We start from the raw sequence: 25,284 nt of genomic DNA on the forward strand, positions 1-25,284 counted from the left end.
CTTGTCTCGGGTGTCAAATAGCCGACGAAAGGCAGTTTGCATGCGGGGGTTTTGCGGTCTGAACTTGAATAACGGGGTTTTTTTGACGAGACGACCATGGCAGAGCATGACGACATCCTGAGCGACGCCGAGCGAGAGGCGTTGGCCGTGGTGAGTGCACCCGTCGCGCCCAGGCCCGTGGTACTGGTGGTGGACGACAACCCGGTGAACAGCGAAGCGCTGAGCCTGTACCTGAAGAGCCGGGGTATCGCCTGCATGACGGCCGACGGTGCGCAGGAGGCGATGTTGAAGCTGCACTATGAGCCGCGTATCGCCCTGATGATCACCGACCTGCGCATGGAGCCCAAGGACGGCCTGGAGCTGATCCGCCAGGTTCGCGAATCGGAGCGGGCGGCGCTGTCGATCATCGTGGTGTCCGGCGACACCGATGTGAAAGAGGCGGTGGACGTGATGCACCTGGGGGTGGTGGATTTCCTGCTCAAGCCCGTGGACCTGGGGAAGCTCCTGGAGCTGGTGCGACGTGAGTTGAGAATGGATCAGGGCTGAAAACGATCGCGGGGCCAGCCCGCTCCCACGCTGGACTGGCGTGGGAGCGGGCTGGCCCCGCGATGCGTTGCAGGTGGCTTACACCCCGTTACGCGCCTTGAACTCGCGACGACGACGGTGCAGCACCGGCTCGGTGTAGCCGTTCGGCTGCTTGGCGCCTTCGACCACCAGCTCCACGGCGGCCTGGAACGCGATGTTGTCATCGAAGTTCGGCGCCATCGGGCGGTACAGGGCGTCCCCCGCGTTCTGCTTGTCGACCACCGCGGCCATGCGCTTGAGGCTTTCCAGCACCTGCTCCTGGGTGACCACTCCATGGCGCAGCCAGTTGGCCAGCAGCTGGGCCGAGATACGCAGGGTGGCGCGGTCTTCCATCAAACCGACATCGTTGATGTCCGGCACCTTCGAGCAACCCACGCCCTGGTCGATCCAGCGCACCACGTAGCCGAGAATGCCCTGGGCATTGTTGTCCAGCTCGTTGCGGATCTCGTCGGCCGACCAGTTGGTGTCGGCGGCCAGCGGGATGGTCAGGATGTCGTCGACCGAAGCCGGGGTGCGCGAAGCCAGCTCGCGCTGGCGCGCCTGCACATCGACCTTGTGGTAGTGCAGGGCGTGCAGGGTGGCGGCGGTCGGCGACGGTACCCAGGCGGTGTTGGCGCCGGCCAGCGGGTGGGCGATCTTCTGCTCGAGCATGGCGGCCATCAGGTCGGGCATGGCCCACATGCCCTTGCCAATCTGCGCGCGGCCCTGCAGGCCAGTGGCCAGGCCCACGTCGACGTTGTTGTTCTCGTAGGCGCCGATCCACTTCTCGTTCTTCATGGCGCCCTTGCGCACCACGGCGCCGGCTTCCATGGAGGTGTGGATCTCGTCACCGGTGCGGTCGAGGAAGCCGGTGTTGATGAACACCACACGTTCGGCGGCAGCCTTGATGCAGGACTTGAGGTTGACCGTGGTGCGGCGCTCCTCGTCCATGATGCCGACCTTGACGGTGTTGCGCGGCATGCCCAGCAGGTCTTCGACGCGGCTGAAGATCTCGGCGGCGAAGGCCACTTCTTCCGGGCCGTGCATCTTCGGCTTGACGATGTACACGCTGCCGCTGCGGGTGTTCTTGCGGCTGGTGTTGCCGTTGAGGTTGTGCAGGGCGATCAGGTTGGTGAACAGGCCATCCTGGATGCCTTCGGGGATTTCGTTGCCCTGGGCGTCGAGGATCGCCGGGTTGGTCATCAGGTGACCGACGTTGCGCACGAACAGCAGCGAGCGTCCGTGCAAGGTGACGCTGCCACCATTGGGGGCGGCGTACTCGCGGTCCGGGTTCATGGTGCGGGTGAAGGTCTTGCCACCCTTGCTGACGTTTTCGGCCAGGTCGCCTTTCATCAGGCCCAGCCAGTTGCGGTAGACGATGACTTTGTCATCGGCGTCGACTGCGGCGACCGAGTCCTCGCAGTCCATGATGGTGGTCAGCGCCGATTCCATCAGGATGTCCTTCACGCCGGCGGCGTCGGTGCTGCCGACCGGGGTGCTGGCATCGACCTGGATTTCGAAGTGCAGGCCGTTGTGTTTGAGCAACACGGCGGTCGGTGCCTTGGCGTCGCCATGGAAGCCGATCAGCTGGGCGTCGTCGCGCAGGCCGCTGTTGCTGCCGCCCTTGAGGGCCACAACAAGCTTGCCGCCTTCGATGCGGTAGCCGGTGGAGTCGACGTGGGAGCCGGCGGCCAGTGGCGCGGCTTCGTCGAGGAAGGCACGGGCGAAGGCGATGACCTTGTCGCCGCGCAGCTTGTTGTAACCCTGGCCTTTCTCGGCGCCGCCCTCGTCGCTGATGACGTCGGTGCCGTAGAGGGCATCGTACAGCGAACCCCAGCGAGCATTGGCGGCGTTCAGGGCGAAGCGGGCGTTCATCACCGGCACCACCAGTTGCGGGCCGGCCATGACGGCAATTTCTTCATCGACGTTCTGGGTGGTGGCCTGGAAGTCCTCGGCCTGTGGCAGCAGGTAGCCGATTTCCCCGAGGAACGCCTTGTACGCCACGGCATCGTGGGCCTGGCCCTTGCGGGCCTGGTGCCAGGCGTCGATCTTCGCTTGCAGCTCGTCGCGCTTGGCGAGCAGGGCTTTGTTCTTGGGAGCGAGGTCGTTGATGATCTTCTCGGCACCGGCCCAGAACTGCTCGGCGTTGATGCCGGTCCCCGGAATGGCTTCGTTGTTGACGAAGTCGAACAGGACCTTGGCGACCTGAAGGCCACCGACTTGAACGTATCCAGTCATTGCTTGCCTCACCTCTGCTCAGCTATTTCGCTTTCGCTCTTCTGTATTAAGCCTGTAGCGCTTCTCTAAACACGGCACCAGTGCGTGCCCACGTGCTCCGGGGGCGGCTGGGTGCGGCTCGCCAGACGGGCCGGCGGGCGGTTGGCGTATTTTCACAGGCGCCTTGGCAGACATCGAAACGACGTTTTGTAGTCCGCGTCGACGCATACTACATGAAGCAGCAGGCAGGTGAACATCAGACTAAAAGCGTCGCTCTGCGACCGGTTGGTCGCATGGGGTCACGCTGGGAGACGACATGTTCGCAAAAAACAGGTGGATTGTTCCAGATAAATCTTGAAACAGTACACGATTGATTGCCATGACTGTCCTGCGGCAGGTTGCCGCGCCTTGCCTATACTGATTCGATCCCCGTATTCCGGTCGCCTGGGGCGGCCTTCGCAGACGAATGAAGGAGTGGCCCGTGGACCATCTCGTACTCACCGTGATCGCCCCGGACAAGGCCGGGCAGGTCGAGCGTATCGCCCAGTGCATCGCCGATCATAATGGCAACTGGCTGGAAAGCCGCATGTCGCGCATGGCTGGGCAGTTCGCCGGGATCCTGCGGGTGGCGGTGCCGGCGGAGAACTATGCCGAACTGGTCGAGTCGCTGCAGAAACTGGGTGACCACGGCATCCGTGTACTCATTGCCGAAAGCGGGATCGAGCCGTCCTGCACCTGGAAACCGATCGCCATGGAGCTGGTGGGCAACGACCGGCCGGGTATCGTCCGTGATATCACCCGCTTGCTGGCCGAGCAAGGGGTGAACGTCGAGCGCCTGAGTACCGAGGTCCGGCCGGCGCCGATGAGCAGCGAGCCGCTGTTTCATGCCGATGCATTGCTGGCGTTGCCGTTGACCTTGTCGCTGGAGGATCTGCAGGCGCGGCTGGAGAGCCTGGCGGATGATCTGATGGTGGAGTTGCGGTTGCGGCCGGAGGAGTGATTCGAGATCGCCGGGGCGCGAAGCGGCCCTGAGGTGGTTATCCCGATTTTGCGGGGAAGCCCCTGTGGATAAGCTGGGGGCGCTACGCTGGAGGCCAGTTACAGCAAGGCCTGGCGAGATTTGAGCAAAAAATGTCCACTATTCAGTGGCTTGTGCACAAACGGCGGGGACGAGGGTGTGGATAACCTTTGGAGCGCTTGCTGCAGGCCACGTTATCCGTGGCTTGCAGCAGTCTGATCATTTTTTGATCAGGCGCGCTTGCGCAAACTCAGCCAGGCATCGACGCTGTAGACAGCCAGCCCCGCCCAGATAAAGGCGAACGCCATCAATGTGCTCGACGACAGGTGTTCGTCGAACAGCAGCACCGCCTGCAGCAGCACCAGGGTCGGTGCCAGGTACTGCAGGAAGCCCAGTGTTGTGTAGGGCAGGTGGCGTGCGGCGGCGTTGAAACACACCAGCGGTACCAGTGTCACCGGGCCGGCGGCGATCAGCCACAGCGCTTCTCTGCTGCCGAAGAACTCAGGGCTGGCGCTGCTGGCCGTCGGGTGCAGCAGCAACCAGCCGATGGCAATGGGCACCAGCATCCAGGTTTCGACCACCAGCCCTGGCAGCGCCGCCACTGGTGCCTGCTTGCGGATCAAGCCATAGAAGCCAAACGACAGCGCCAGGGCCAGCGACACCCAGGGCAGGCTGGCCACCTGCCACACCTGTTGGGCGACGCCCAAGGCTGCCAAGGCGACCGCCAGCCATTGCAGGCGGCGCAGGCGCTCGCCGAGCAGCAGCATGCCCAGCAGCACGTTGATCAGCGGGTTGATGTAGTAGCCCAGGCTGGCCTCGAGCATGCGCCCGTTGTTCACCGCCCACACGTAGGTCAGCCAGTTGCCGGCGATCAGCGTGCCGCTGAGAGCGAGGATCGCCAGGCGCCGCGGGTTGTCGCGCAGTTCGCGCCACCAGCCGGGGTGCTTCCACACCAGCAGCAGGAGCGAGCCGAACAGGGCCGACCAGAGCACGCGGTGGACGATGATTTCCACCGCCGGAACGCTCTGGATCGCTTTGAAGTACAGGGGGAACAGGCCCCAGATGATGTAGGCGCCAAGGCCCAGGAGGTACCCGCGGCGCGGGTTGGCGGCGTGCATGCAGAATCCTTGCTTAGGTAGCTAAATAAAGCGACGCCTATTGTAGACAGAGCGCGGCGTTGACCTAGAACAATTTCAACGGTTGTTCATCGAGCGCGGCGATCTGTTCGCGCAGGGCGAGGATCTGGTCGCCCCAGTAGCGCGGCTGGCCGAACCAGGGGAAGCTCGGCGGGAACGCCGGATCGTCCCAGCGCCGCGCCAGCCAGGCGCTGTAGTGCAACTGGCGCAGGGCGCGCAGCGGTTCGATCAGGGCCAGCTCACGCGGGTCGAAGTCGTGGAATTCGTTGTAGCCGTCGATCAGTTCGGCCAGCTGGCCGAGCCGCTCTTCGCGGCTGCCGGCGAGCATCATCCACAGGTCCTGGACGGCCGGGCCCATGCGGCAGTCGTCGAGGTCGACCACGTGGTAGACGTCGTCACGGTGCATCAGGTTGCCGGGGTGCAGGTCGCCGTGCAGGCGGATTGTCTGGTACGAGGTGCGGGCGTAGATGTCCTCGACCCGCTTGAGCAGGTCGCGGGCCACCGATTCATAAGCCGGCAGCAGCTCGCGGGGCACGAACTCGCCGTCGAGCAGGGTCTTGAGCGAGGCGTGGCCAAAGTTGTCCACAGCCAGCGCTTCGCGGTGCTCGAAGGGTTTGCTCGCGCCTACCGCGTGCAGGCGCCCGAGCAACTGCCCGAGGCGATAGAGCTGGTCGAGGTTGCCCGGCTCCGGGGCATGGCCGCCACGGCGTGGGAATAGGGTAAAGCGGAATCCCTGGTGTTCGAACAGGGAGCGCCCATCGTGCAGCAACGGCGCCACCACCGGCACTTCGCACTCGGCCAGCTCACGGGTGAAGGCGTGTTCCTCGAGGATCGCCGCGTCGCTCCAGCGCCCAGGGCGATAGAACTTGGCGATCAGCGGCTGCGCGTCCTCGATGCCCACCTGGTAGACGCGATTCTCGTAGCTGTTGAGCGCCAGCACCCGTGCGTCGCTGAGAAAGCCGAGGCTTTCCACGGCGTCCAGTACGAGGTCGGGGGTGAGGGTGTCGAAGGGATGGGACATGAAAGGCTCCGGTCGCGGGGACTGCGGCCTGCATGTTACCCCAAACCCCGGGCCAAGCCGGCCTGGGCTTCGCGGCCAGGTTAGACCGGCACTCCCAGCAACACGAACGACGGATGAAACTGTACCCGCAGGGCGCTTCCTGGCTGGACCTGCCGTTGCGCCAGCCAGGCTGCCTCGGCGATGGCGCACAAGGTCTGGCCATTGCCCAGCGCCAGGCGCACTTCACCCGGCCCATCCTCTTCGATGAGTACCTCCTCGACCTTGGCCTTCAGGCAGTTGCTCCCTGGCTCCGGCGTCTCAGCCGCGTCCAGCAACCGTACCCAGCCGGCCTTGAGCAGCGCCACCACCGTCCCCCCCAACGCCAGCTCCAGCCGCTCGGTGCTGCCCCGGGTGATCAAGGCCTCGATCTCCAGCCCGCCGCCCAGGTCCAGGCTGATGCGATCATGCCGGCCTTCGCGGCGCAGCCCGCTGATCCGCCCCTGCAGCTGGTTGCGCGCACTGGTACGAAGCATCAGGCGGCCGAGCAGGTCGAGGTCGCTGCTGTCCTCGGCGGACTCGAGAATCTCCGCCTGCAGGGCCTGCAGGCGCTGGTACAGGCACAGCACCCGCTCGCCTTCTGCGGACAGCCGTGCGCCACCGCCGCCGCGGCCGCCGGTGCTGCGCTCCACCAGGGGCTGCGCCGCCAGGTTGTTGAGTTCGTCGATGGCGTCCCAGGCGGCCTTGTAGCTGATGCCCGCAGCCTTGGCGGCGCGGGTGATCGAGCCTTGTTCGGCGACATGCTGCAACAGGGCGATGCGCTGTGGGCGGCGGACGATGTGCTGGGTGAGCAGGGCAGGCAGGGACATGGGCGGGCATCGGGTGTGGTGTAGGTCCCGCGACGTTGCCGCCGTCACCGGGGCAAGTCAAGCCTGGCCCGGCCTGGGCGTGCGCGCCAGGCAGTAGATGTCGACCCGCCGGGCGCCGGCCTGGCGCAGCAGGCGGGCGATGGCCTGTGCGGTCGCCCCGGTGGTCAGTACGTCATCGACCAGTGCCAGGTGCAGGCCGTCGAGCTCGCAGCCGGGAGCAAGGGCAAAGGCCTGGCGCAGGTTGCGGTGCCGGGCCCGGGCGCCAAGGGCCTGCTGCGCCGGGGTATCGCGCACACGCTGGAGCAGGCGCTCGTCACAGGGCAGGCGCAGTTGCCCGGCGAGCCAGCGGGCGAGCATCGCCGCCTGGTTGAAGCCGCGCTGGCGCAGTCGACGCTTGGCCAGCGGCACGGGCAACAGACGGTCCGGCCGTGGCAGGCCTTCGTTGTAGCGGTGCGTCAGGCTGTGGCCGAGCAATTGTGCCAACAGCCGCCCCAGCGGCCACTGGCTGCTGTGCTTGAAACGGCTGACTAGGGTGTCGATGGGAAAACCGTAATGCCAGGGCGCGATTACCCGGCTGAATGCCGGTGGGCGACGGCGGCAACCACCGCAGAGAAGGCCATCCATGGCCAGGGGCAGCGCGCAACGGCGGCACTGCTCATCCAGCCAGGGCAGTGCCTGCTCGCAGGCAATGCACAAAGGATAGAGCTGCTCGCTAGGCTCGTCGCAGAGCAAACAGAATTGATCGGTATTTGTACAGATGTAAACCAGCATGTTCTTGATTGGTTGACAGTTCATGGAGCCTTCCGTGACTATGCGAGCTATCCGTGATGCGCTGGAGGGTTTTCCTGTCCCGGCGTCAGTCAGACCATAGATAAGGAAACGCCAATGAGCGCCAGCGCAATTGCAACCACACGTCACGACTGGTCCCTGGCCGAGGTCAAGGCCCTGTTCCTGCAGCCGTTCAACGACCTGCTGTTCCAGGCCCAGACCGTCCACCGCGCGCACTTCGACCCCAATCGCGTGCAGGTTTCCACGCTGCTGTCGATCAAGACCGGCGCCTGCCCGGAAGATTGCAAATATTGTCCGCAGTCCGGTCACTACAACACCGGGCTGGAAAAACAGAAGCTGATGGAAGTGCAGAAAGTGCTGGAGGAGGCCGCCCGGGCCAAGGCCATCGGCTCGACCCGCTTCTGCATGGGCGCGGCGTGGAAGCACCCGTCGGCCAAGGACATGCCCTACGTGCTGGAGATGGTCAAAGGGGTCAAGGCCATGGGCCTGGAAACCTGCATGACCCTCGGCAAGCTCGACCAGGAGCAGACCCAGGCCCTGGCCCAGGCGGGCCTTGACTACTACAACCACAATCTCGATACCTCGCCGGAGTTCTACGCCAGCATCATCACCACCCGCACCTACAGCGAGCGCCTGCAGACTCTGGCCTACGTGCGCGATGCCGGCATGAAGATCTGCTCCGGCGGCATCCTCGGCATGGGCGAGTCGCTGGACGACCGCGCAGGCCTCTTGATCCAGCTGGCCAACCTGCCCGAGCACCCGGAGTCGGTGCCAATCAACATGCTGGTCAAGGTCGCCGGCACGCCGCTGGCCGATGAAGAGGACGTCGATCCGTTCGATTTCATCCGCATGCTGGCTGTGGCCCGGATCCTCATGCCCAAGTCCCATGTGCGCCTGTCGGCCGGTCGCGAGCAGATGAACGAGCAGATGCAGGCCCTGGCGTTCATGGCCGGCGCCAACTCGATCTTCTACGGCGAGAAACTGCTGACCACCGGCAACCCGCAGGCCGACAAGGACATGCAGCTGTTCGCCCGCCTCGGTATCCAGCCGGAAGCTCGTGAAGAACACGCCGACGAAGTGCACCAGGCCGCCATCGAGCAGGCGCTGGTCGAGCAGCGCAGCAGCGAGTTGTTCTACGACGCAGCCTCGGCCTGAGCATGGCCTTCGATCTTGCCGCGCGGCTGGCCGAACGGCGTGCCGCCGACCTGTACCGCCAGCGACCACTGCTTGAAAGCCCGCAGGGGCCGCAGGTGGTGGTCGACGGCCAGCCGCTGCTGGCCTTCTGCAGTAACGACTACCTGGGCCTGGCCAATCACCCCGAGGTGATCAAGGCCTGGCGCGACGGCGCCGATCGCTGGGGTGTCGGCGGCGGTGCCTCGCACCTGGTGATCGGCCACAGCACCCCGCACCACGAGGTGGAGGAGGCGCTGGCCGAACTGACGGGCCGGCCGCGTGCGCTGCTGTTCTCCACCGGCTACATGGCCAACCTCGGCGCGATCACCGCGCTGGTCGGGCAGGGCGACACGGTGCTGCAGGACCGCCTCAACCACGCCTCCCTGCTCGACGGCGGGCTGCTCAGCGGCGCCCGCTTCAGCCGCTATCTACACAACGACCCGGCCAGCCTGGCCAGCCGCCTGGACAAAGCGACCGGCAATACCCTGGTGGTCACCGACGGTGTGTTCAGCATGGACGGCGATTGCGCCGACCTGCAGGCCCTGGCCAAGGTGGCCCGCGAGCGTGGCGCCTGGTTGATGGTCGACGATGCCCATGGCCTGGGGACCCTTGGCGCCAAGGGTGGTGGCCTGGTCGAGCATTGCGGCCTCGGCGTCGAGGACGTGCCGGTGTTGATCGGCACGCTGGGTAAGGCCTGTGGTACTTCCGGTGCTTTTGTCGCCGGCAGCGAGGAGCTGATCGAGGCGCTGGTGCAGTTCGCCCGGCCCTACATCTACACCACCAGCCAGCCACCGGCGCTGGCCTGCGCCACGCTCAAGGCCCTGGACTTGCTGCGCCGCGAACACTGGCGGCGCGAGCACCTGGCGGCGCTGATCCGGCAGTTCCGCACGGGTGCCGAGCAGATCGGCCTGACCCTGATGGACAGCCACACCGCAATCCAGCCGATCCTGATCGGCGATGCGGGGAGGGCGCTGGCATTGTCCCACCTGCTGCGCGAGCGCGGGTTGCTGGTCACGGCGATTCGCCCGCCCACCGTGCCCGCCGGCAGTGCCCGCCTGCGGGTGACCCTGAGCGCCGCCCACAGTGAGGCGCAGGTGCAGCTATTGTTGAATGCATTGGCCGAGTGTTATCCACAACTGGAGTCCGCCGATGCGTAACCGACTGATCCTCCTGCCCGGCTGGGGCCTGGGCACCGCTTCACTGGAGCCGCTGGCCGCCAGCCTGCGCGCCCAGGATCCACGCCTGCAGGTCGAGTTGATGGCGCTGCCGGAACTGGCTCACAGCGATGTCCAGGCCTGGGTCGACCATCTGGACCGCAGGCTGCCGACCGACGTCTGGCTGGGCGGCTGGTCGCTGGGTGGCATGCTCGCCAGCGCCCTGGCGCACAAACGGGGCGACCACTGCTGCGGCTTGCTCACCCTGGCCAGCAACCCCAGCTTCGTGGCCCGGCCGGACTGGCCGCACGGCATGCCCGCCGACACTTTCGGCACCTTCCTCGACGGCTGCCGCAGCCATACCCATGTCACCCTCAAGCGCTTCCGCACCCTGTGCAGCGAGGGCGCGCAGCAACCGCGCACCCTGCTGCGGCAGCTGGGCGTGGGCGTGCCCGACACCGATCCGCTGTACCTGGCAACCGGCCTGGAAGTGCTGGCCAGCCTCGATACCCGCACCGCCCTGGAGCAATACGGCGGCCCGCAGCTGCACCTGTTCGCTGGCAGTGACGCGCTGGTGCCGGTGGAAGCGGCCAAGGCCCTGAGCGACCTGCTGCCCGACGTGGAAGTCGGCCTGGTCGAAGACAGTTCCCACGCTTTCCTGCTGGAGTATCCCCAGGAGCTGGCGGCGGGCATCAAGAGTTTCCTGCATGAGAGTGGCGATGACTGACCTTTCCCAGCCCACCCTGCCCGGTACCCTGCCGGACAAGCGTCAGGTGGCGGCTTCGTTTTCCCGCGCCGCGGCCAGCTACGACAGCGTCGCGGCCTTGCAGCGCGCGGTGGGCATGGCACTGCTGGAAAAGCTGCCCAGCAACCTTGCGCCTGCGCGCTGGTTGGACATGGGCAGCGGCACCGGCCACTTCAGCCGGGGGCTGGCCGAGCGCTTCGCGCAATCGAGTGGCGTGGCGGTGGATATCGCCGAAGGCATGCTGCGCCATGCCCGCGAGCAGGGCGGCGCCCGGCATCATGTGGCGGGGGACGCCGAGCACCTGCCGTTGCGCGATGGTTGCGTTGACCTTTTGTTCAGCAGCCTGGCGGTGCAGTGGTGCGGTCAGTTCGCCAGCGTGCTGGGCGAGGCGAGGCGGGTGCTGCGCCCCGGCGGCGTGCTGGCCTTCAGCAGCCTGTGCGTGGGCACGCTGGATGAATTGCGCGCCAGCTGGCAGGCCGTGGATGGCATGGTGCACGTCAATCGCTTCCGGCGTTTCGAGGATTACCAGCGTCTGTGCGGTGACAGCGGACTGGAGCTGATCGACCTGGAGCGGCGTCCCCACGTGCTGCATTATCCCGATGTGCGCAGCCTGACCCATGAGCTCAAGGCGCTGGGTGCGCACAACCTCAACCCAGGGCGTCCGTCGGGGCTCACCGGTCGGGCGCGGATGCAGGGCCTGTTGCAGGCCTACGAACAGTACCGCCAGGTGCAAGGCCTGCCGGCCACCTACCAAGTGGTCTACGGCGTCTTGCGCAAGCCGTCGGACGGAGAGCTGTGACATGAGCCAGGCCTATTTCATTGCCGGCACCGACACCGATGTCGGCAAGACCACCATCGCCGCAGGTTTGCTGCATGCGGCGCGGCAACTGGGATTGAGCACCCTGGCGGCCAAGCCGGTGGCGTCCGGGTGCGTGGTGACGGCCAAGGGGCTGCGTAACAGCGACGCCCTGGCGCTGATCGACGAAAGTTCGGTCAAACTGCCCTATGAAGCGGTCAATCCCTTCGCCTTCGAACCGGCCATCGCTCCGCATGTGGCAGCCCGCGAGGCCGGAGTGGCGCTGAGCGTGCCGGCGTTGCGCGATGCCATGCAGCAGGTACTGGCGCAGCACGCCGATTTCACCTTGATCGAAGGCGCCGGTGGCTGGCGCGTGCCGCTGTCCGACCATGCCAACCTGTCGGACCTGGCCATCGCCCTGAAGCTGCCGGTGATCCTGGTGGTGGGGGTACGACTTGGGTGCATCAATCACGCCTTGCTCAGTGCCGAGGCCATTGCCCGGGACGGCCTGCAACTGGCGGGATGGGTGGCGAACATCGTCGATCCGCGAACATCGCGCCTGGAAGAAAACCTATCCAGCCTGGCCGAGCGCCTGCCCGCGCCCTGCCTGGGGCGGGTGCCCTGGTTGAAGCAGGCTGGTGCGGACGCGGTGGCTGCGCATTTGCAGCTGGACCTGCTGGATTAGGCCTTTGCCTATTAGCTGGCACTAGGCTATTAGGGATTTAAACGGGCCTTTTTCCCGCTGTGCTGCTTTAATAAGGCCTGTTCCTCATCCAGCGTCATGGAGTCCTGACATGGAAATCAATGCGAGCTCCGCCTTCTACGCGGGCCTGGGTGCCATCCAGAACGGCCAGAACCGTGTCGACCAGGCTGCCCAGCAGATCGCCAGCGGCGCTGTCGAGCGTGGCGCCAGCGGGCAGTCCACCGAATACCAGGCCGAGCGCCTGCGCGGTGTCGACCGCAGCCAGCAGCTGGATCTGGCCACCAGCACCGTGCAACTGGCCTTGGGCAAGCACGAAGTCGAACTCGGTGCCAAAGTCGCCAAGGCTTCCGATGAAATGCTCGGTCGGTTCATCGACACCTACGTCTGACCCGCTGAATTACTTTTGCTTACATCGCGGGGCAAGCCCGCTTCCATCCGTGGGAGCGGGCTTGCCCCGCGATGCGTTTGAGGGCGGTTGGCGTAAATGGCATATTCGGCGGCACAAATGCCGTCGCTAGCCCACCTTGACAGCGAGGCCACCTAAACGTAAGTTTCAAACAACTGTTTGACCGAAAGCCGCCAAGAGCTGGTCGGTATCCGCGGTCTCCCCACCGAACTCATCACAGAGGTTCATCGCAATGCCTGATTACAAAGCCCCCTTGCGTGATATCCGCTTCGTCCGCGACGAGCTGCTCGGCTATGAGGCGCACTATCAGAGCCTGCCGGGCTGCCAGGACGCCACGCCTGACATGGTCGACGCGATCCTGGAGGAAGGCGCGAAGTTCTGTGAAGAGGTGCTGGCCCCGCTGAACCGCGTCGGCGACCTCGAGGGCTGCACCTGGAGCGAGTCGGGCGTGAAGACCCCGACCGGCTTCAAGGAAGCCTACCAGCAGTTCGTCGAGGGCGGCTGGCCGAGCCTGGCCCACGATGTCGAGCACGGCGGCCAGGGCCTGCCCGAGTCGCTGGGCTTGGCCCTGAGCGAAATGGTCGGTGAGTCGAACTGGTCGTGGGGCATGTACCCGGGCCTGTCCCATGGCGCGATGAACACCATCTCCGCCCACGGCACCCCCGAGCAGCAGCACACCTACCTGACCAAGCTGGTGTCCGGCGAGTGGACCGGCACCATGTGCCTGACCGAGCCGCACTGCGGCACCGACCTGGGGATGCTGCGCACCAAGGCCGAACCTCAGGCCGACGGCAGTTACAAGGTTTCCGGCACCAAGATCTTCATCTCGGCCGGTGAGCACGACATGGCCGACAACATCGTCCACATCGTCCTGGCCCGCCTGCCCGACGCCCCGGCTGGCACCAAGGGCATCTCGCTGTTCATCGTGCCGAAGTTCCTGCCCAACGCCGAAGGCGGTGCGGGCGAGCGCAACGGCGTGAGCTGCGGCTCCCTCGAGCACAAGATGGGCATCCACGGCAACGCCACCTGCGTGATGAACTTCGACGGCGCTACCGGCTACCTGATCGGCCCGGCCAACAAAGGCCTGAACTGCATGTTCACCTTCATGAACACCGCTCGCCTGGGTACCGCGCTGCAAGGCCTGGCCCACGCCGAGGTGGCGTTCCAGGGTGGCCTGAAGTACGCCCGTGACCGCCTGCAGATGCGCTCGCTGACCGGCCCGAAAGCGCCGGACAAGGCCGCTGACCCGATCATCGTCCACCCGGACGTGCGTCGCATGCTGCTGACCATGAAGGCCTTTGCCGAAGGCAACCGCGCGATGGTGTACTTCACCGCCAAGCAGGTGGACATCGTCAAGTACAGCCAGGACGAGGAAGAGCGCAAGAAGGCCGACGCCCTGCTGGCCTTCCTGACCCCGATTGCCAAGGCATTCATGACCGAAGTCGGCTTCGAGGCCGCCAACCACGGCGTACAGATCTACGGCGGCCACGGCTTCATCGCCGAGTGGGGCATGGAGCAGAACGTGCGCGATAGCCGTATCTCCATGCTGTACGAAGGCACCACCGGCATCCAGGCCCTCGACCTGCTCGGCCGTAAAGTGCTGATGACCCAGGGCGAGGCACTCAAGGGCTTCACCAAGATCGTCCACAAGTTCTGCCAGGGTCAGGAAGGCAATGCAGCCACCAAGGAGTTCGTCGAGCCGCTGGCTGCGATCAACAAGGAGTGGGGCGAGCTGACCATGAAGATCGGCATGGCCGCGATGAAGGACCGCGAGGAAGTGGGTGCCGCTTCGGTGGACTACCTGATGTATTCCGGCTACGCGTGCCTGGCCTACTTCTGGGCCGACATCGCCCGCCTGGCTGCCGAGAAACTGGCGGCCGGCACCAGCGAAGAGGCGTTCTACACCGCCAAGCTGCAGACTGCGCGCTTCTACTTCCAGCGCATCCTGCCGCGTACCCGCAGCCACGTCGCGGCGATTCTCTCCGGCGCCGACAACCTGATGGCGATGAAGGAAGAAGACTTCGGTCTGTCCATCTAAGCCAGTTGGTTGTACGAAAAACCGCCTGCCCTTACCGGCAGGCGGTTTTTTTTCGCCTGGATTTCAGCTGCGACTTACGCGGTCGTCTGTGGGAGCGGCCTTGCGTCGCGAAAGGGCTGCAGAGCAGCCCCAGGATTCCAGCGTTGATGCAAAGATCGCCGGGGCTGCTTTGCAGCCCTTTCGCGACGCAAGGCCGCTCCCACAGGGAACGCGTAAACAGGAAAAATCCTACCGGGTGTCGCATCCCGTAACGAGAAAGTCTCAAGCTTGGCCCCTGATCTGCCGTTAAAGCGGGCATCTGTATTCATCTATTCATGTGCACTGCCGATGAAGTAGGGGCACAATGCCATTATTGATCTGCCGGGTCGGAGATTACCCTTGTTTCGTCTATCCGCTGTACGCGCGAGCCACTTCCTGCCTTCGCTGATTCTGTTGCTGGCAGGGCTTGCGGCAGCCTATGTGAGGGACCTCAGCGTCTTCTTCACATCGCTGTTCAACGTTCTACCCACCTTGGTGCTGTTGCTGGGTGGCGCCTACTGCGCCGTGTACCGCCGCCAGCGTGAGCTGTTCCTGATGGTCACGGTGTATATCGCCTATTTCCTGCTCGATACCCAGACCGATTTCTACCGCGACAACGGCCGGGTCCGCGAAGATGCGGCGGTGATCTTCCACCTGGTGTGCCTGCTGCTGCCGGCGCTGTTCGGCCTGTACGGGGCGTGGCAGGAGCGTACCCACCTGGCCCAGGACCTGCTGGCGCGCTTCGCCGTGCTGTTCGCCGTGAGCAGCGTGGCGGTGGCGCTGGAGCAGAGTTTTCCCGAGGCGCTGCTGGGCTGGCTGGCCGAGATCCGCTGGCCCGCGCTGCATGGCCAGTGGATGAGCCTGATCCAGCTGGCCTACCCCTTGTTCCTGGCGGTGTTCATCCTGCTGGTGGTGCAGTACCTGCGCGAGCCAAGGCCGTTGCATGCCGCGCAGATCATCGGCCTGATCGGCATCTTCTGGATGCTGCCCAAGACCTTCATCCTGCCGTTCACCCTGAACATCATGTGCAGCCAGGTGATGCTGATGATCGCCGCTGCGGTGTCCCACGAGGCCTACCAGATGGCCTTCCGCGACGAGCTGACCGGCCTGCCCGGGCGGCGGGCCCTCAACGAGCGCATGCAGCGCCTGGGGCGCAACTATGTGATCGCCATGACCGACGTCGACCACTTCAAGAAATTCAACGACACCCACGGCCACGACGTCGGTGACCAGGTATTGCGCCTGGTCGCCAGCCGCCTTTCCAAGGTGACCGGCGGCGGGCGCGCCTACCGTTACGGCGGCGAGGAGTTCGCCCTGGTGTTCGCCGGCAAGACCGCCGAAGAGTGCCTGCCGCACCTGGAGGCGGTGCGCGAGATGATCGCCAACTACGCCATCCAGCTGCGCGACCAGAACAGCCGGCCGCAGGATGATTCCACCGGGCGCCAGCGCCGTGGCGCAGGGGCCAACACCACGGTGTCGGTGACCATCAGCATCGGCGTCGCCGAGCGCCAGGTCGAGCACCGCAATCCCGACGAAGTGCTCAAGTCTGCCGACCAGGCGTTGTACAGCGCCAAGGGCGCGGGGCGTAACTGCGTCATGACCTTCGGCCAGCAATCGAGGCGCGGCGCCGTGCGCATGGCGTGAGTTGTTGTGTGACTATGTAAGACTATTCGGTCGTATGATGACCCTATGTCTCGTAAAAGTTGTTCGGTTACACTGCGGTCATCCCAGTGCCGCGGCCCCGACGGGCCGCCCCGACTCCGATAGCGAGAGGTTGTCATGGCTGAATATAAAGCGCCCCTGCGCGATATGCGCTTCGTCCTCAATGAAGTCTTCGACGTGGCCACGCTCTGGTCGCAACTGCCCGGCCTGGCCGAGGCGGTCGATGCGGACACGGCCATGGCCGTGCTGGAGGAGGCCGGCAAGGTCACCGGCAAGACAATCGCGCCGCTGAGCCGCGCCGCCGACGAAGAGGGTTGCCACTGGGACAACGGTTCGGTGCGTACCCCGGCGGGCTTCATCGAGGCCTACCAGACTTATGCCGAAGGGGGTTGGGTCGGCGTTGGCGGTGATCCGCTCTTCGGTGGCATGGGCATGCCCAAGGTCGTCTCGGCGCAGGTCGAGGAGATGGTCAACGCCTCGAGCCTGGCCTTCGGCCTGTACCCGATGCTGACCGCCGGCGCCTGCCTGTCGATCAACGCCCACGCCAGTGAAGCGCTCAAGGAAAAGTACCTGCCGAACATGTACGCCGGCGTCTGGGCCGGTTCCATGTGCCTCACCGAGCCCCACGCCGGTACCGACCTGGGCATCATCCGCACCAAGGCCGAGCCTCAGGCCGACGGCAGCTACAAGATCAGCGGCACGAAGATCTTCATCACCGGCGGCGAGCACGACCTCACCGAGAACATCATCCACCTGGTGCTGGCCAAGCTGCCGGACGCCCCGGCAGGTCCGAAGGGCATCTCGCTGTTCCTGGTGCCCAAGTTCCTGGTCAATGAGGATGGCAGCCTCGGCGCGCGCAACCCGGCCACTTGCGGCTCGATCGAGCACAAGATGGGCATCCAGGGCTCGGCCACCTGCGTGATGAACTTCGACGAGGCGGTCGGCTACATCGTCGGTGAGCCGAACAAGGGCCTGGCGGCCATGTTCACCATGATGAATTACGAGCGCCTGGGGGTCGGTATCCAGGGCCTGGCTTCGGCCGAGCGCTCCTACCAGAACGCCGTGGAGTACGCCCGCGACCGTCTGCAGAGCCGTGCTCCGACCGGGCCACAGGCCAAGGACAAGGTGGCCGACCCGATCATCGTCCACCCGGACGTGCGCCGCATGCTGCTGACCATGAAGGCGCTGACCGAAGGCGGTCGCGCGTTCTCCACCTATGTGGCGATGCAGCTCGACAGCGCCAAGTACAGTGAAGACGCCGCGGTCCGCAAGCGCAGCGAGGAGCTGGTGGCGCTGCTGACCCCGGTGGCCAAGGCCTTCCTCACCGACCTGGGCCTGGAGTGCACCGTGCATGGCCAGCAGGTCTTCGGCGGCCATGGCTACATCCGCGAATGGGGCCAGGAGCAACTGGTGCGCGATGTGCGCATCACCCAGATCTACGAAGGCACCAACGGTATCCAGGCGCTGGACCTGGTCGGCCGCAAGGTGGTGGCCAGCGGCGGCGCCTACTACACGCTGTTCGCCGACGAGATCCGCCAGTTCATCGCCACCGCCGGCGGCGAGCTGGGTGAATTCACCAAGCCGCTGGCGGCATCCCTTGATCAGCTCGATGAGCTGACTGCCTGGGTGCTGGACCAGGCCAAGGGCAACCCCAACGAAATCGGCGCGGCCTCGGTCGAGTACCTGCACGCGTTCGGCTACGTCGCCTACGCCTACATGTGGGCATTGATGGCGCGGGCGGCCAAGGCCGGTGACGGGGATGCCGACTTCTACGGTGCCAAGTTGGGCACGGCGCGGTTCTACTTCGCACGCCTGCTGCCACGGGTTCACTCGCTGGTGGCATCGGTGAAGGCGGGGAGCGAGTCGCTCTATCTGCTGGACGCCGCGCAGTTCTAACCATTGCTGGGCTGCATGGCAGTCCGTTGCGGCTCAAGGCCGCTCTTGCAGGGGGATGCAATCCTTCTGCAGGGGCGGCCTTTTGCATTGTCAGGGTGGTGTGTTTGTGCAAGGACTGCTTTTGTAAGCTTTGGCTTACACGACGTAGTGACGTTTCGCCTCTTTCCTAAGATTGGATCCACGGTTACTCTTTCTTACATGGACGTAGCGCAGGACGCGCAATGGACAGAGCAGGACGCCTTACACGGAAGTAGCGCAGGAAGCGCGAAAAGATAGAACAGGGACACGAAGGATTTCCTGCCAGGACGGCGGGTTGATAGGGATGTCGAAGGGAAACAGTCTGGAAAACCCCGCTTAGGCGGGGTTTTCTTTGTGCGCGTATTTTTCAGCCGAGCACATCCAATGGCGAGGCACCCAGCTGACGTGGGTCGGCTTCCTCTTCCAGCAAGGTCCGCAGCAGCTCCACCGAAGCCTGCTGGCGCTGGGCATCGCGGAACACCAGGCCGACCTTGAGCGGCACCCGCGGCTCGCTCAGGGGCTTCCACAGCAGTTCCTGATCGTCCTGCGCGGCATCCTTGGCCCGGCCCGGCAGGATGGTCGCCAGCGCCGTGTGCGCCAGGCTGTCGAGGATCCCCGCCATGTTGTTCATCTCGGCCTGCACCTGGGGCCTGCGACCCTGACTGGCCAGCTGCGCCTTCCAGATCTGGCGGATCTGGAACTCCTCGCCGAGCATCAGCATCGGCAGCTCCGCCGCCTGGCGGATAGAGACCTTCTTGAAGTCTTTCAGCGGGTGGGTCCTGGGGATCACCAGCTGCAGCTCATCCTCGTACAGCAGTAAACCATGCAGCCCCGGCTGGCGTGGCGGCAGGTAGCTGATGCCGATGTCCAGGCTGCCATTGAGCAGGCGCCGCTCGATCTCCGACCCTGACAGTTCATAGATCTGCACCACCAGATGCGGCTGGGCCTTGCGCACCCTTTCCAGCAACTGTGGCACCAGGCTTGGCCGCACGGTCTGCAGCACGCCGATGGCCAGGGTGCGCAGCGACTGGCCCTTGAAGTTGCCCATGGCTTCGTGGGCCCGTTGCAGACCGTCGAGCAGGGGCACGGCGTGGTTGTACAGGGTGTGGGCGGCCAGCGTGGGCAGCAGGCGCTTGTTGCTGCGTTCGAACAGGCTCAGGTCGAGGCTATGTTCCAGCTGGCGGATCTGCTGCGACAGTGCCGGCTGCGACAGTGACAGACGTTCGGCGGCGCGGCCCACATGGCCCTCTTCGTAGACCGCGACGAAGTAACGCAGTTGTCGGAAATCCATAAGTGATACTTATCGAAAAAGCTGGAAAAACGAAATGGCCGCAAATTGGCCGTAAGCCTAGTCTATCGCCGTATTCCAACGGGTTACAGCGGTCTTCAAGGCGATTGTTACCCCGAATGAAAAACACTTTTGATAGGCAAGGCAAAATATCCGATTCCGGCGCCAGACCGGAACCTTGACCGCCCACCCGTGATTGGCCGGAGCCCCGATGAACCTGTTCAACCTGCGCCGCTCGGCGCCCGCCGTCGCCGAGCCCAAGCGTGCTCCGGTGATCGAGCCGGCCGGCGCGCAGCTCTCCCGCGAGCGGCTGATGCCCAGCACCGAACGTGCGCCGCAGGTGTTCGTGCGTGGCCAGGGTTCCTGGTTGTGGGACAGCGAGGGGCACGCCTACCTGGACTTCACCCAGGGTTGCGCGGTCAACAGCCTGGGGCACAGCCCGAGCGTGCTGGTCAAGGCGCTGGGCAACCAGGCCCAGGCGCTGATCAACCCCGGTACGGGCTATCACAGCCGCGGTCTGCTGAGCCTGGTCGAGCTACTATGCCAGCGCACTGGCAGTGACCAGGCCTACCTGCTCAACAGCGGTGCCGAAGCCTGCGAGGGCGCGATCAAGCTGGCGCGCAAGTGGGGCCAGCTACACCGCAACGGCGCCTATCACATCATCACCGCCAGCCAGGGTTGCCATGGGCGCACCCTTGGGGCGTTGTCGGCTTCCGATCCGCTGCCGTGCAACCGCTGCGAGCCCGGCTTGCCGGGCTTCAGCAAGGTGCCGTTCAACGACTTGGCGGCGCTGCACGCGGCGGTCGACTCGCGCACCGTGGCGATCATGCTCGAGCCGATCCAGGGCGAAGCCGGCGTGATCCCGGCCACCCGTGATTACCTCCAGGGTGTCGAGCGCCTATGCCGTGAGCTGGGCATTCTGCTGATTCTCGATGAAGTGCAGACCGGTGTAGGACGCTGCGGCACCCTATTGGCAGAAGAATCCTACGGAGTGCGTGCCGACATCATCACTCTCGGCAAGGGCCTGGGCGGTGGCGTGCCGCTGGCGGCGCTACTGGCTCGTGGCCGTGCCTGCTGCGCCGAACCGGGCGAGCTGGAGGGCAGCCACCATGGCAACGCGCTGATGAGCGCCGCCGGGTTGGCCGTGTTGCAGACCGTGCTGGAGGCGGGCTTCTTCGAGCAGGTGCTGGACAGTGGCCGGCACCTGCGCGATGGCCTGAGCCGCCTGGCGGGTCGCTACGGCCAGGGCGAGGTGCGTGGCCAGGGGCTGATGTGGGGTCTGCAACTGCGTGAAGACAGCGCGGCGCAGCTGGTCGAGGCCGCGCTGCAGGAGGGCTTGCTGCTCAATGCGCCGCAGGCCGACGTGGTGCGGTTCTCGCCGGCGCTGACCGTGAGCAAGGGCAATATCGACGAGATGCTCCTGCGCCTGGCCCGGGCGTTCGCCCGCCTGCATGCCCAGCAGCACAACCGCCGCGAAGTGCCGGCCTGACCGATTGCTCCGGCATACAGAATTTCAACGAACCGTCTGGCGTTCCTGCGCATCGCCCCTGGCCTGAAATACATGGCCCGGGGCGTTTTTTTTGCTTGGTGGAACCTCTGCGAGGCACGGCTAGTCTGTGTTGATACACCCTCAAGGAGCGCAGCACATGGACTTCATCCGCATCATCATCGCCATCATCCTGCCGCCGCTGGGCGTGTTCCTCCAGGTGGGGTTCGGCGGGGCGTTCTGGCTGAATATCCTGCTGACCTTGCTGGGCTATATCCCCGGGATCGTGCATGCGGTGTACATCATCGCCAAGCGCTGAGATCAAAGACCGCTCTGCAAGCCCGCTCCCACGCCGTTCCGGTTGAAGCCTGGAACGACGTTTGCCCTACCGGCCAAGCAACCGGCAGTAGAACCTCCACTCTTCCTCGAGCGCATGCGTCAGGTTCGCCGCCTGGCGCAAGCCATGCCGCTCGCCCGCGTAAAAATGCCCCTCTGCCTCGATACCATTGGCCTTGAGCGCCTCAAGCATGCTGCGGGTCTGCTCCGGCACCACTACCGCGTCCAGCTCACCCTGGAAGAAGATCACCGGCACCTTGATCCGCCCGGCGTGCAGCAGCGGCGTGCGCTGGCGATAACGCTCGGCATCGCGCCGGGGGGCGCCGATCAGCCAGTCCAGGTAGTCGCCTTCGAATTTGTGGGTGGCCCGCCCCAGCGCTTCGGGGTCGCTGACGCCGTACAGGCTGGCGCCGCCGCGGAAGACGTCCCGGAAGGCCAAGGCGCACAGGGTGGTGTAACCGCCGGCGCTACCGCCACGAATGAAGGCTTGGTCAGGGTCGATCAGGCCCTGGCCGGCAAGGTGGGCGACAGCCGCGCAGGCATCTTCCACATCACTCGCTCCCCAGTTCAGGTGCAGTGCCTGGCGGTAGGCGCGACCATAGCCGCTGCTGCCCCGGTAGTTGAGGTCGGCGACGGCAAAGCCGCGCTGGGTCCAGTACTGGATGCGCGGGTCGAGCACCGGGTAGCAGGCCGAAGTCGGACCGCCGTGAATGAACACTACCAGCGGCGATGGCGCGCCCGTGCCTTGCATGGCGGGGTAGAAGAATCCGTGGGCGGTGCCTTCGCCACTGGCGTAACGAATCGGTTGTGGAAGACTGATGTCCTCGGCGGGCAGCACCTCGGCGCCACCCGCAAGCACCTGGACTTCATGGCTGCGCCGGTCGATGGCGATCACCGCCGGTGGGCTGATCGGCGAAGCGGCTACGGCATAGAGCTGTCCGTCATCCAGCGCCAGGCTACGGAAACGCGTGTACGCACTGGCATAACGCTCCACCTCGCCATCGGCGCGGCGCAGCCCCAGTTGGCCGAAACCGTCCTCGAACCAGCTGGCCAGGTAGTTGGACGGGCCAAGGGCCAGCCAGGTGCTGGCGCCCAGTTGCCAGGGGGCGGCGGCATGATCGGCGGGCGCGGCGGGCAGGCGTTGCCAGTGTCCGTCGAGTTCGCCCCAGGGCTGCCAGAAACCGTCGCGGTCGGACAGGCAGTACAAGCGGCCTTGCTCATCGAAGCGCGGCTGTTGCAGCGATTCGTCCTGCCCGGCGATGCAGCATGCCGGGCCCCAGGCGCCAGAGGGTTCGCGTTCCCGGCACATCAGGCGGGTGACGGTCCAAGGTTGGGCAGGTCGGTTCCATTCGATCCAGGCCAGTCGGCAGCCGTCGGGGCTCAGCGTGGGTGAGGCGTAGAAGTCGGCCCCTTCGGCCAGGATTTGCCGATGCTGCGTCGAGAGACCCACCAGGCGATGCACAACCTGTTCGCCATGCTGCTCTTCGACGGCCAGCACCTGACCGGCCTGCCACTGCACGTCGCCATAGCGGCAGTCGTCGGCGTGGGTGAGCGGGCGCGGTGGGCTGCCATCCAGGGCCTGCAGGTAGACCTGCTGGTCCTTTTCGTTGACGAACACCAGCCCGTCGTCGCCCAGGCAGAAGCTGCCGCCACCGTACTCATAGACCCGGCTGCGCACACTGAACCCGTCCGGGGTCAGGCAGCGGGCCTGCTGATCGCGCCAGTGCCAGACCCGGCAGGCGCCATCGGCGGGGCGGAACTCGTTCCAGAACACCCCTTGCGCGCCGACCTTGAGCTCGGCGAAATCGGTGCCAGCGGCCACCGCCTGGGCGGCGCTGAACTCAGCCACGGGCGATGACATGGGAATTGCGCTCGTTGCGGAAGGTCATCTGTTCGATCTCCAGCGTTGCGTGTTCGGCCTCCTCGCGGGCCTTGAGGATGATGCCATGGTCCGGCGACTTGCCGCACACCGGGTCCGCCTTGTTGGCATCGCCGGTGAGCATGAAGGCCTGGCAACGGCAGCCACCGAAGTCCTTCTCCTTCTCGTCACACGAGCGGCACGGTTCGGGCATCCAGTCATAGCCGCGGAAACGGTTGAAACCGAACGAGTCGTACCAGATATGCCGCAGGTCGTGGTCGCGCACATTGGGGAACTGCACCGGTAGCTGGCGTGCGCCATGGCACGGCAGCGCGGTGCCATCCGGCGTGATGGTCAGGAACAGGCTGCCCCAGCCGTTCATGCAGGCCTTGGGGCGCTCTTCGTAGTAGTCCGGGGTGACGAAGATCAGCTTGCACGGCTTGCCTTCGGCCTTGAGCTTGTCCCGGTACTCGTTGGTGATGCGCTCGGCCCGCTCCAGCTGGGCGCGGGTCGGCAGCAGGCCCAGGCGGTTGAGGTGCGCCCAGCCGTAGAACTGGCAGGTAGCCAGTTCGACGAAGTCGGCCTCCAGGGCCAGGCACAGCTCGATGATGCGGTCGATCTTATCGATATTGTGCCGGTGGGTGACGAAGTTGAGCACCATCGGATAGCCATGGGCCTTCACTGCCCGGGCCATCTCCAGCTTTTGCGCGAAGGCTTTCTTGGAGCCGGCCAGCAGGTTGTTCACCTGCTCGTCGCTGGCCTGGAAGCTGATCTGGATATGGTCCAGCCCGGCCTGCTTGAACGCGGCGATCTTCTGCTCGGTCAGGCCGATGCCGGAGGTGATCAGGTTGGTGTAGTAGCCCAGGCGACGGGCTTCGCCGATCAGCTCGGTGAGGTCCTGGCGCACCAGCGGCTCGCCACCGGAGAAGCCGATTTGCGCGGCGCCCATCTCGCGGGCTTCGGCCATCACCTTGAACCACTGCTCGGTGCTCAGCTCCTTGCCCTGCTCGGCGAAGTCCAGCGGGTTGGAACAGTACGGGCACTGCAGCGGGCAGCGGTAGGTGAGTTCGGCCAGCAGCCACAGCGGCAGTCCTACCGGTACTTCAGGCGAGGGTGATCCAGTGTTCGGCACGGGCCACCTCCATGAATTGCTCGATGTCGTCGGCGACTTCGGGCACACCGGGGAACTGCCGCTCGAGTTCGGCGATGATCAAAGCGACACTGCGCTGGCCATCAATGAGCCCGCCGATCAGCCCGGCGCTGTCGTTGAGCTTGATCATCCCCTCGGGGTACAGCAGCACATGGCCCTTCTGCGCCGGCTCGTACTGGAAACGGTAGCCGGGGCGCCAGGCGGGCACCTGTTGACGGTCGAAACTCATAGGGCGATCCCCTTGTGCCAGACCCGCTCACTTGTGACGCTGTGATACGGCGGGCGGTTCAGTTCATAGGCCATGCTCATGGCGTCGAGCATGCTCCACAGGATATCCAGCTTGAACTGCAGGATCTCGAGCATGCGTTCCTGCCCCTCGCGGGTGGTGTAGTGCTGCAGGGTGATCGCCAGGCCGTGCTCCACATCGCGCCGGGCCTGGCCCAGGCGGGTGCGGAAGTACTGGTAGCCGGTCGGGTCGATCCACGGATAGTGCTGCGGCCAGCTGTCCAGGCGCGACTGGTGGATCTGCGGGGCGAACAGTTCGGTCAGCGAGCTGCTGGCGGCTTCCTGCCAGCTGGCGCGGCGGGCGAAGTTGACGTAGGCGTCGACCGCGAAGCGCACGCCGGGCAGCACCAGCTCCTGGCTGCGCAGTTGGTCGGGATCCAGGCCCACGGCCTGGCCGAGGCGCAGCCAGGCTTCGATGCCGCCGTCCTCGCCGGGCGCGCCATCGTGGTCGAGCAGGCGCTGGATCCACTCGCGGCGCACTTCGCGGTCCGGGCAGTTGGCCAGGATCGCGGCATCCTTCATCGGGATGTTGACCTGGTAGTAGAAGCGGTTGGCCACCCAGCCCTGGATCTGCTCGCGGGTGGCGCGGCCTTCATACATCGCCACATGGTAGGGGTGATGGATGTGGTAGTAGGCGCCCTTGGCGCGCAGGGCCTGCTCGAACTCGGCAGGGGACATCGGC

The 25,284-nt window shown here is 65.4% G+C and carries 23 protein-coding genes; 13 read left to right on the top strand and 10 right to left on the bottom strand.

Going from position 1 to position 25,284, the window contains the following annotated elements; genetic code table 11:
- Window positions 1–96 precede the first annotated feature (96 nt).
- Window positions 97–546, top strand: coding sequence for a response regulator (locus tag AC25ND_RS14940; protein WP_028689077.1), 450 nt, complete (start codon window positions 97–99; stop codon window positions 544–546).
- Between the two features lie 78 nt (window positions 547–624).
- On the opposite strand, the gene AC25ND_RS14945 is transcribed toward AC25ND_RS14940, so the two are convergent.
- Complete coding sequence (locus AC25ND_RS14945; protein ID WP_182322267.1) at window positions 625–2,802, bottom strand: malate synthase G; 2,178 nt, start codon at window positions 2,800–2,802, stop codon at window positions 625–627.
- Window positions 2,803–3,262: 460 nt separating this feature from the next.
- Between AC25ND_RS14945 and AC25ND_RS14950 the strand changes: the two genes are divergently transcribed.
- On the top strand, window positions 3,263–3,781 hold the full coding sequence (locus AC25ND_RS14950) for a glycine cleavage system transcriptional repressor (RefSeq protein WP_028689075.1): 519 nt from the start codon (window positions 3,263–3,265) through the stop codon (window positions 3,779–3,781).
- 248 nt (window positions 3,782–4,029) lie between these two features.
- On the opposite strand, the gene rarD is transcribed toward AC25ND_RS14950, so the two are convergent.
- The 4 genes from rarD to AC25ND_RS14970 all read right to left on the bottom strand — a co-directional run bounded on the left by rarD (window position 4,030) and on the right by AC25ND_RS14970 (window position 7,596).
- Window positions 4,030–4,917, bottom strand: coding sequence for an EamA family transporter RarD (rarD, locus tag AC25ND_RS14955; protein WP_486976412.1), 888 nt, complete (start codon window positions 4,915–4,917; stop codon window positions 4,030–4,032).
- Between the two features lie 64 nt (window positions 4,918–4,981).
- Window positions 4,982–5,956 carry a serine/threonine protein kinase gene (locus AC25ND_RS14960; RefSeq protein WP_028689073.1) on the bottom strand — a complete coding sequence of 325 codons (975 nt, stop codon included), beginning with the start codon at window positions 5,954–5,956 and terminating at the stop codon, window positions 4,982–4,984.
- Between the two features lie 80 nt (window positions 5,957–6,036).
- Complete coding sequence (locus tag AC25ND_RS14965; RefSeq protein WP_062362918.1) at window positions 6,037–6,801, bottom strand: TOBE domain-containing protein; 765 nt, start codon at window positions 6,799–6,801, stop codon at window positions 6,037–6,039.
- Window positions 6,802–6,858: 57 nt separating this feature from the next.
- Window positions 6,859–7,596 (bottom strand): ComFC family protein, encoded by a 738-nt coding sequence (locus AC25ND_RS14970; RefSeq protein WP_028689071.1) that lies wholly within the window; start codon window positions 7,594–7,596, stop codon window positions 6,859–6,861.
- 90 nt (window positions 7,597–7,686) lie between these two features.
- On the opposite strand from AC25ND_RS14970, the gene bioB reads away from it, so the two are divergent.
- The 9 genes from bioB to AC25ND_RS15015 all read left to right on the top strand — a co-directional run bounded on the left by bioB (window position 7,687) and on the right by AC25ND_RS15015 (window position 18,181).
- Window positions 7,687–8,745, top strand: coding sequence for a biotin synthase BioB (bioB, locus tag AC25ND_RS14975; protein WP_028689070.1), 1,059 nt, complete (start codon window positions 7,687–7,689; stop codon window positions 8,743–8,745).
- Between the two features lie 2 nt (window positions 8,746–8,747).
- Window positions 8,748–9,920 carry an 8-amino-7-oxononanoate synthase gene (gene bioF / locus AC25ND_RS14980; protein ID WP_463401909.1) on the top strand — a complete coding sequence of 391 codons (1,173 nt, stop codon included), beginning with the start codon at window positions 8,748–8,750 and terminating at the stop codon, window positions 9,918–9,920.
- On the top strand, window positions 9,913–10,644 hold the full coding sequence (locus AC25ND_RS14985) for an alpha/beta fold hydrolase (protein WP_028689068.1): 732 nt from the start codon (window positions 9,913–9,915) through the stop codon (window positions 10,642–10,644). The genes bioF and AC25ND_RS14985 overlap by 8 nt, the downstream gene beginning before the upstream one ends.
- Window positions 10,637–11,461: a malonyl-ACP O-methyltransferase BioC gene (gene bioC, locus AC25ND_RS14990; protein WP_486976413.1), complete on the top strand. Its 825-nt coding sequence runs from the start codon at window positions 10,637–10,639 to the stop codon at window positions 11,459–11,461. The genes AC25ND_RS14985 and bioC overlap by 8 nt, the downstream gene beginning before the upstream one ends.
- Before the next feature lies 1 nt (window position 11,462).
- Complete coding sequence (gene bioD, locus AC25ND_RS14995) at window positions 11,463–12,143, top strand: dethiobiotin synthase (RefSeq protein WP_028689066.1); 681 nt, start codon at window positions 11,463–11,465, stop codon at window positions 12,141–12,143.
- A 109-nt stretch (window positions 12,144–12,252) separates the two neighbouring features.
- Window positions 12,253–12,549 (top strand): hypothetical protein, encoded by a 297-nt coding sequence (locus AC25ND_RS15000; RefSeq protein WP_028689065.1) that lies wholly within the window; start codon window positions 12,253–12,255, stop codon window positions 12,547–12,549.
- A 250-nt stretch (window positions 12,550–12,799) separates the two neighbouring features.
- Window positions 12,800–14,605, top strand: coding sequence for a phenylacyl-CoA dehydrogenase (locus AC25ND_RS15005; protein ID WP_028689064.1), 1,806 nt, complete (start codon window positions 12,800–12,802; stop codon window positions 14,603–14,605).
- Between the two features lie 378 nt (window positions 14,606–14,983).
- Entirely contained in the window at window positions 14,984–16,267 is a 1,284-nt protein-coding gene (locus tag AC25ND_RS15010; RefSeq protein WP_028689063.1) for a GGDEF domain-containing protein, read from the top strand.
- Between the two features lie 135 nt (window positions 16,268–16,402).
- Entirely contained in the window at window positions 16,403–18,181 is a 1,779-nt protein-coding gene (locus AC25ND_RS15015) for an acyl-CoA dehydrogenase C-terminal domain-containing protein (RefSeq protein ID WP_062362933.1), read from the top strand.
- A gap of 385 nt (window positions 18,182–18,566) precedes the next feature.
- Here AC25ND_RS15015 and AC25ND_RS15020 read toward each other — a convergent pair whose 3' ends face one another.
- Complete coding sequence (locus AC25ND_RS15020) at window positions 18,567–19,490, bottom strand: LysR family transcriptional regulator (RefSeq protein ID WP_062362936.1); 924 nt, start codon at window positions 19,488–19,490, stop codon at window positions 18,567–18,569.
- A gap of 208 nt (window positions 19,491–19,698) precedes the next feature.
- Here AC25ND_RS15020 and AC25ND_RS15025 point away from each other — a divergent pair, with 208 nt between their 5' ends.
- Window positions 19,699–20,976 (top strand): aspartate aminotransferase family protein, encoded by a 1,278-nt coding sequence (locus AC25ND_RS15025; RefSeq protein WP_213882747.1) that lies wholly within the window; start codon window positions 19,699–19,701, stop codon window positions 20,974–20,976.
- Window positions 20,977–21,133: 157 nt separating this feature from the next.
- Window positions 21,134–21,292, top strand: coding sequence for a YqaE/Pmp3 family membrane protein (locus AC25ND_RS15030; RefSeq protein WP_009681539.1), 159 nt, complete (start codon window positions 21,134–21,136; stop codon window positions 21,290–21,292).
- A gap of 66 nt (window positions 21,293–21,358) precedes the next feature.
- Here AC25ND_RS15030 and AC25ND_RS15035 read toward each other — a convergent pair whose 3' ends face one another.
- The 4 genes from AC25ND_RS15035 to pqqC are packed head-to-tail and all read right to left on the bottom strand — an operon-like array spanning window position 21,359 to window position 25,280.
- Window positions 21,359–23,170, bottom strand: a complete 1,812-nt coding sequence (locus AC25ND_RS15035) for a S9 family peptidase (RefSeq protein WP_207852252.1) — start codon at window positions 23,168–23,170, stop codon at window positions 21,359–21,361.
- On the bottom strand, window positions 23,151–24,299 hold the full coding sequence (gene pqqE / locus AC25ND_RS15040; protein WP_486976414.1) for a pyrroloquinoline quinone biosynthesis protein PqqE: 1,149 nt from the start codon (window positions 24,297–24,299) through the stop codon (window positions 23,151–23,153). The genes AC25ND_RS15035 and pqqE overlap by 20 nt, the downstream gene beginning before the upstream one ends.
- On the bottom strand, window positions 24,271–24,546 hold the full coding sequence (pqqD, locus tag AC25ND_RS15045) for a pyrroloquinoline quinone biosynthesis peptide chaperone PqqD (RefSeq protein WP_028689057.1): 276 nt from the start codon (window positions 24,544–24,546) through the stop codon (window positions 24,271–24,273). Before pqqD ends, pqqE begins: the two co-directional genes overlap by 29 nt.
- Window positions 24,543–25,280 (bottom strand): pyrroloquinoline-quinone synthase PqqC, encoded by a 738-nt coding sequence (pqqC, locus tag AC25ND_RS15050; protein ID WP_175406172.1) that lies wholly within the window; start codon window positions 25,278–25,280, stop codon window positions 24,543–24,545. Before pqqC ends, pqqD begins: the two co-directional genes overlap by 4 nt.
- Between the last annotated feature and the right edge of the window lie 4 nt (window positions 25,281–25,284).

The sequence above is a fragment of the Pseudomonas sp. P110(2024) genome, from assembly GCF_057480795.1.

Excerpts from the sequence above, each read along its gene's own strand:
- AC25ND_RS14940 (WP_028689077.1), top strand. The coding sequence starts at position 97 with ATGGCAGAGCATGACGACATCCTGAGCGACGCCGAGCGAGAGGCGTTG.
- AC25ND_RS14945 (WP_182322267.1), bottom strand. The coding sequence starts at position 2,802 with ATGACTGGATACGTTCAAGTCGGTGGCCTTCAGGTCGCCAAGGTCCTG.
- rarD (WP_486976412.1), bottom strand. The coding sequence starts at position 4,917 with ATGCACGCCGCCAACCCGCGCCGCGGGTACCTCCTGGGCCTTGGCGCC.
- AC25ND_RS14960 (WP_028689073.1), bottom strand. The coding sequence starts at position 5,956 with ATGTCCCATCCCTTCGACACCCTCACCCCCGACCTCGTACTGGACGCC.
- AC25ND_RS14965 (WP_062362918.1), bottom strand. The coding sequence starts at position 6,801 with ATGTCCCTGCCTGCCCTGCTCACCCAGCACATCGTCCGCCGCCCACAG.
- AC25ND_RS14970 (WP_028689071.1), bottom strand. The coding sequence starts at position 7,596 with ATGAACTGTCAACCAATCAAGAACATGCTGGTTTACATCTGTACAAAT.
- bioB (WP_028689070.1), top strand. The coding sequence starts at position 7,687 with ATGAGCGCCAGCGCAATTGCAACCACACGTCACGACTGGTCCCTGGCC.
- bioF (WP_463401909.1), top strand. The coding sequence starts at position 8,748 with ATGGCCTTCGATCTTGCCGCGCGGCTGGCCGAACGGCGTGCCGCCGAC.
- AC25ND_RS14985 (WP_028689068.1), top strand. The coding sequence starts at position 9,913 with ATGCGTAACCGACTGATCCTCCTGCCCGGCTGGGGCCTGGGCACCGCT.
- bioC (WP_486976413.1), top strand. The coding sequence starts at position 10,637 with ATGACTGACCTTTCCCAGCCCACCCTGCCCGGTACCCTGCCGGACAAG.
- bioD (WP_028689066.1), top strand. The coding sequence starts at position 11,463 with ATGAGCCAGGCCTATTTCATTGCCGGCACCGACACCGATGTCGGCAAG.
- AC25ND_RS15000 (WP_028689065.1), top strand. The coding sequence starts at position 12,253 with ATGGAAATCAATGCGAGCTCCGCCTTCTACGCGGGCCTGGGTGCCATC.
- AC25ND_RS15005 (WP_028689064.1), top strand. The coding sequence starts at position 12,800 with ATGCCTGATTACAAAGCCCCCTTGCGTGATATCCGCTTCGTCCGCGAC.
- AC25ND_RS15015 (WP_062362933.1), top strand. The coding sequence starts at position 16,403 with ATGGCTGAATATAAAGCGCCCCTGCGCGATATGCGCTTCGTCCTCAAT.
- AC25ND_RS15020 (WP_062362936.1), bottom strand. The coding sequence starts at position 19,490 with ATGGATTTCCGACAACTGCGTTACTTCGTCGCGGTCTACGAAGAGGGC.
- AC25ND_RS15025 (WP_213882747.1), top strand. The coding sequence starts at position 19,699 with ATGAACCTGTTCAACCTGCGCCGCTCGGCGCCCGCCGTCGCCGAGCCC.
- AC25ND_RS15030 (WP_009681539.1), top strand. The coding sequence starts at position 21,134 with ATGGACTTCATCCGCATCATCATCGCCATCATCCTGCCGCCGCTGGGC.
- AC25ND_RS15035 (WP_207852252.1), bottom strand. The coding sequence starts at position 23,170 with ATGTCATCGCCCGTGGCTGAGTTCAGCGCCGCCCAGGCGGTGGCCGCT.
- pqqD (WP_028689057.1), bottom strand. The coding sequence starts at position 24,546 with ATGAGTTTCGACCGTCAACAGGTGCCCGCCTGGCGCCCCGGCTACCGT.
- pqqC (WP_175406172.1), bottom strand. The coding sequence starts at position 25,280 with ATGTCCCCTGCCGAGTTCGAGCAGGCCCTGCGCGCCAAGGGCGCCTAC.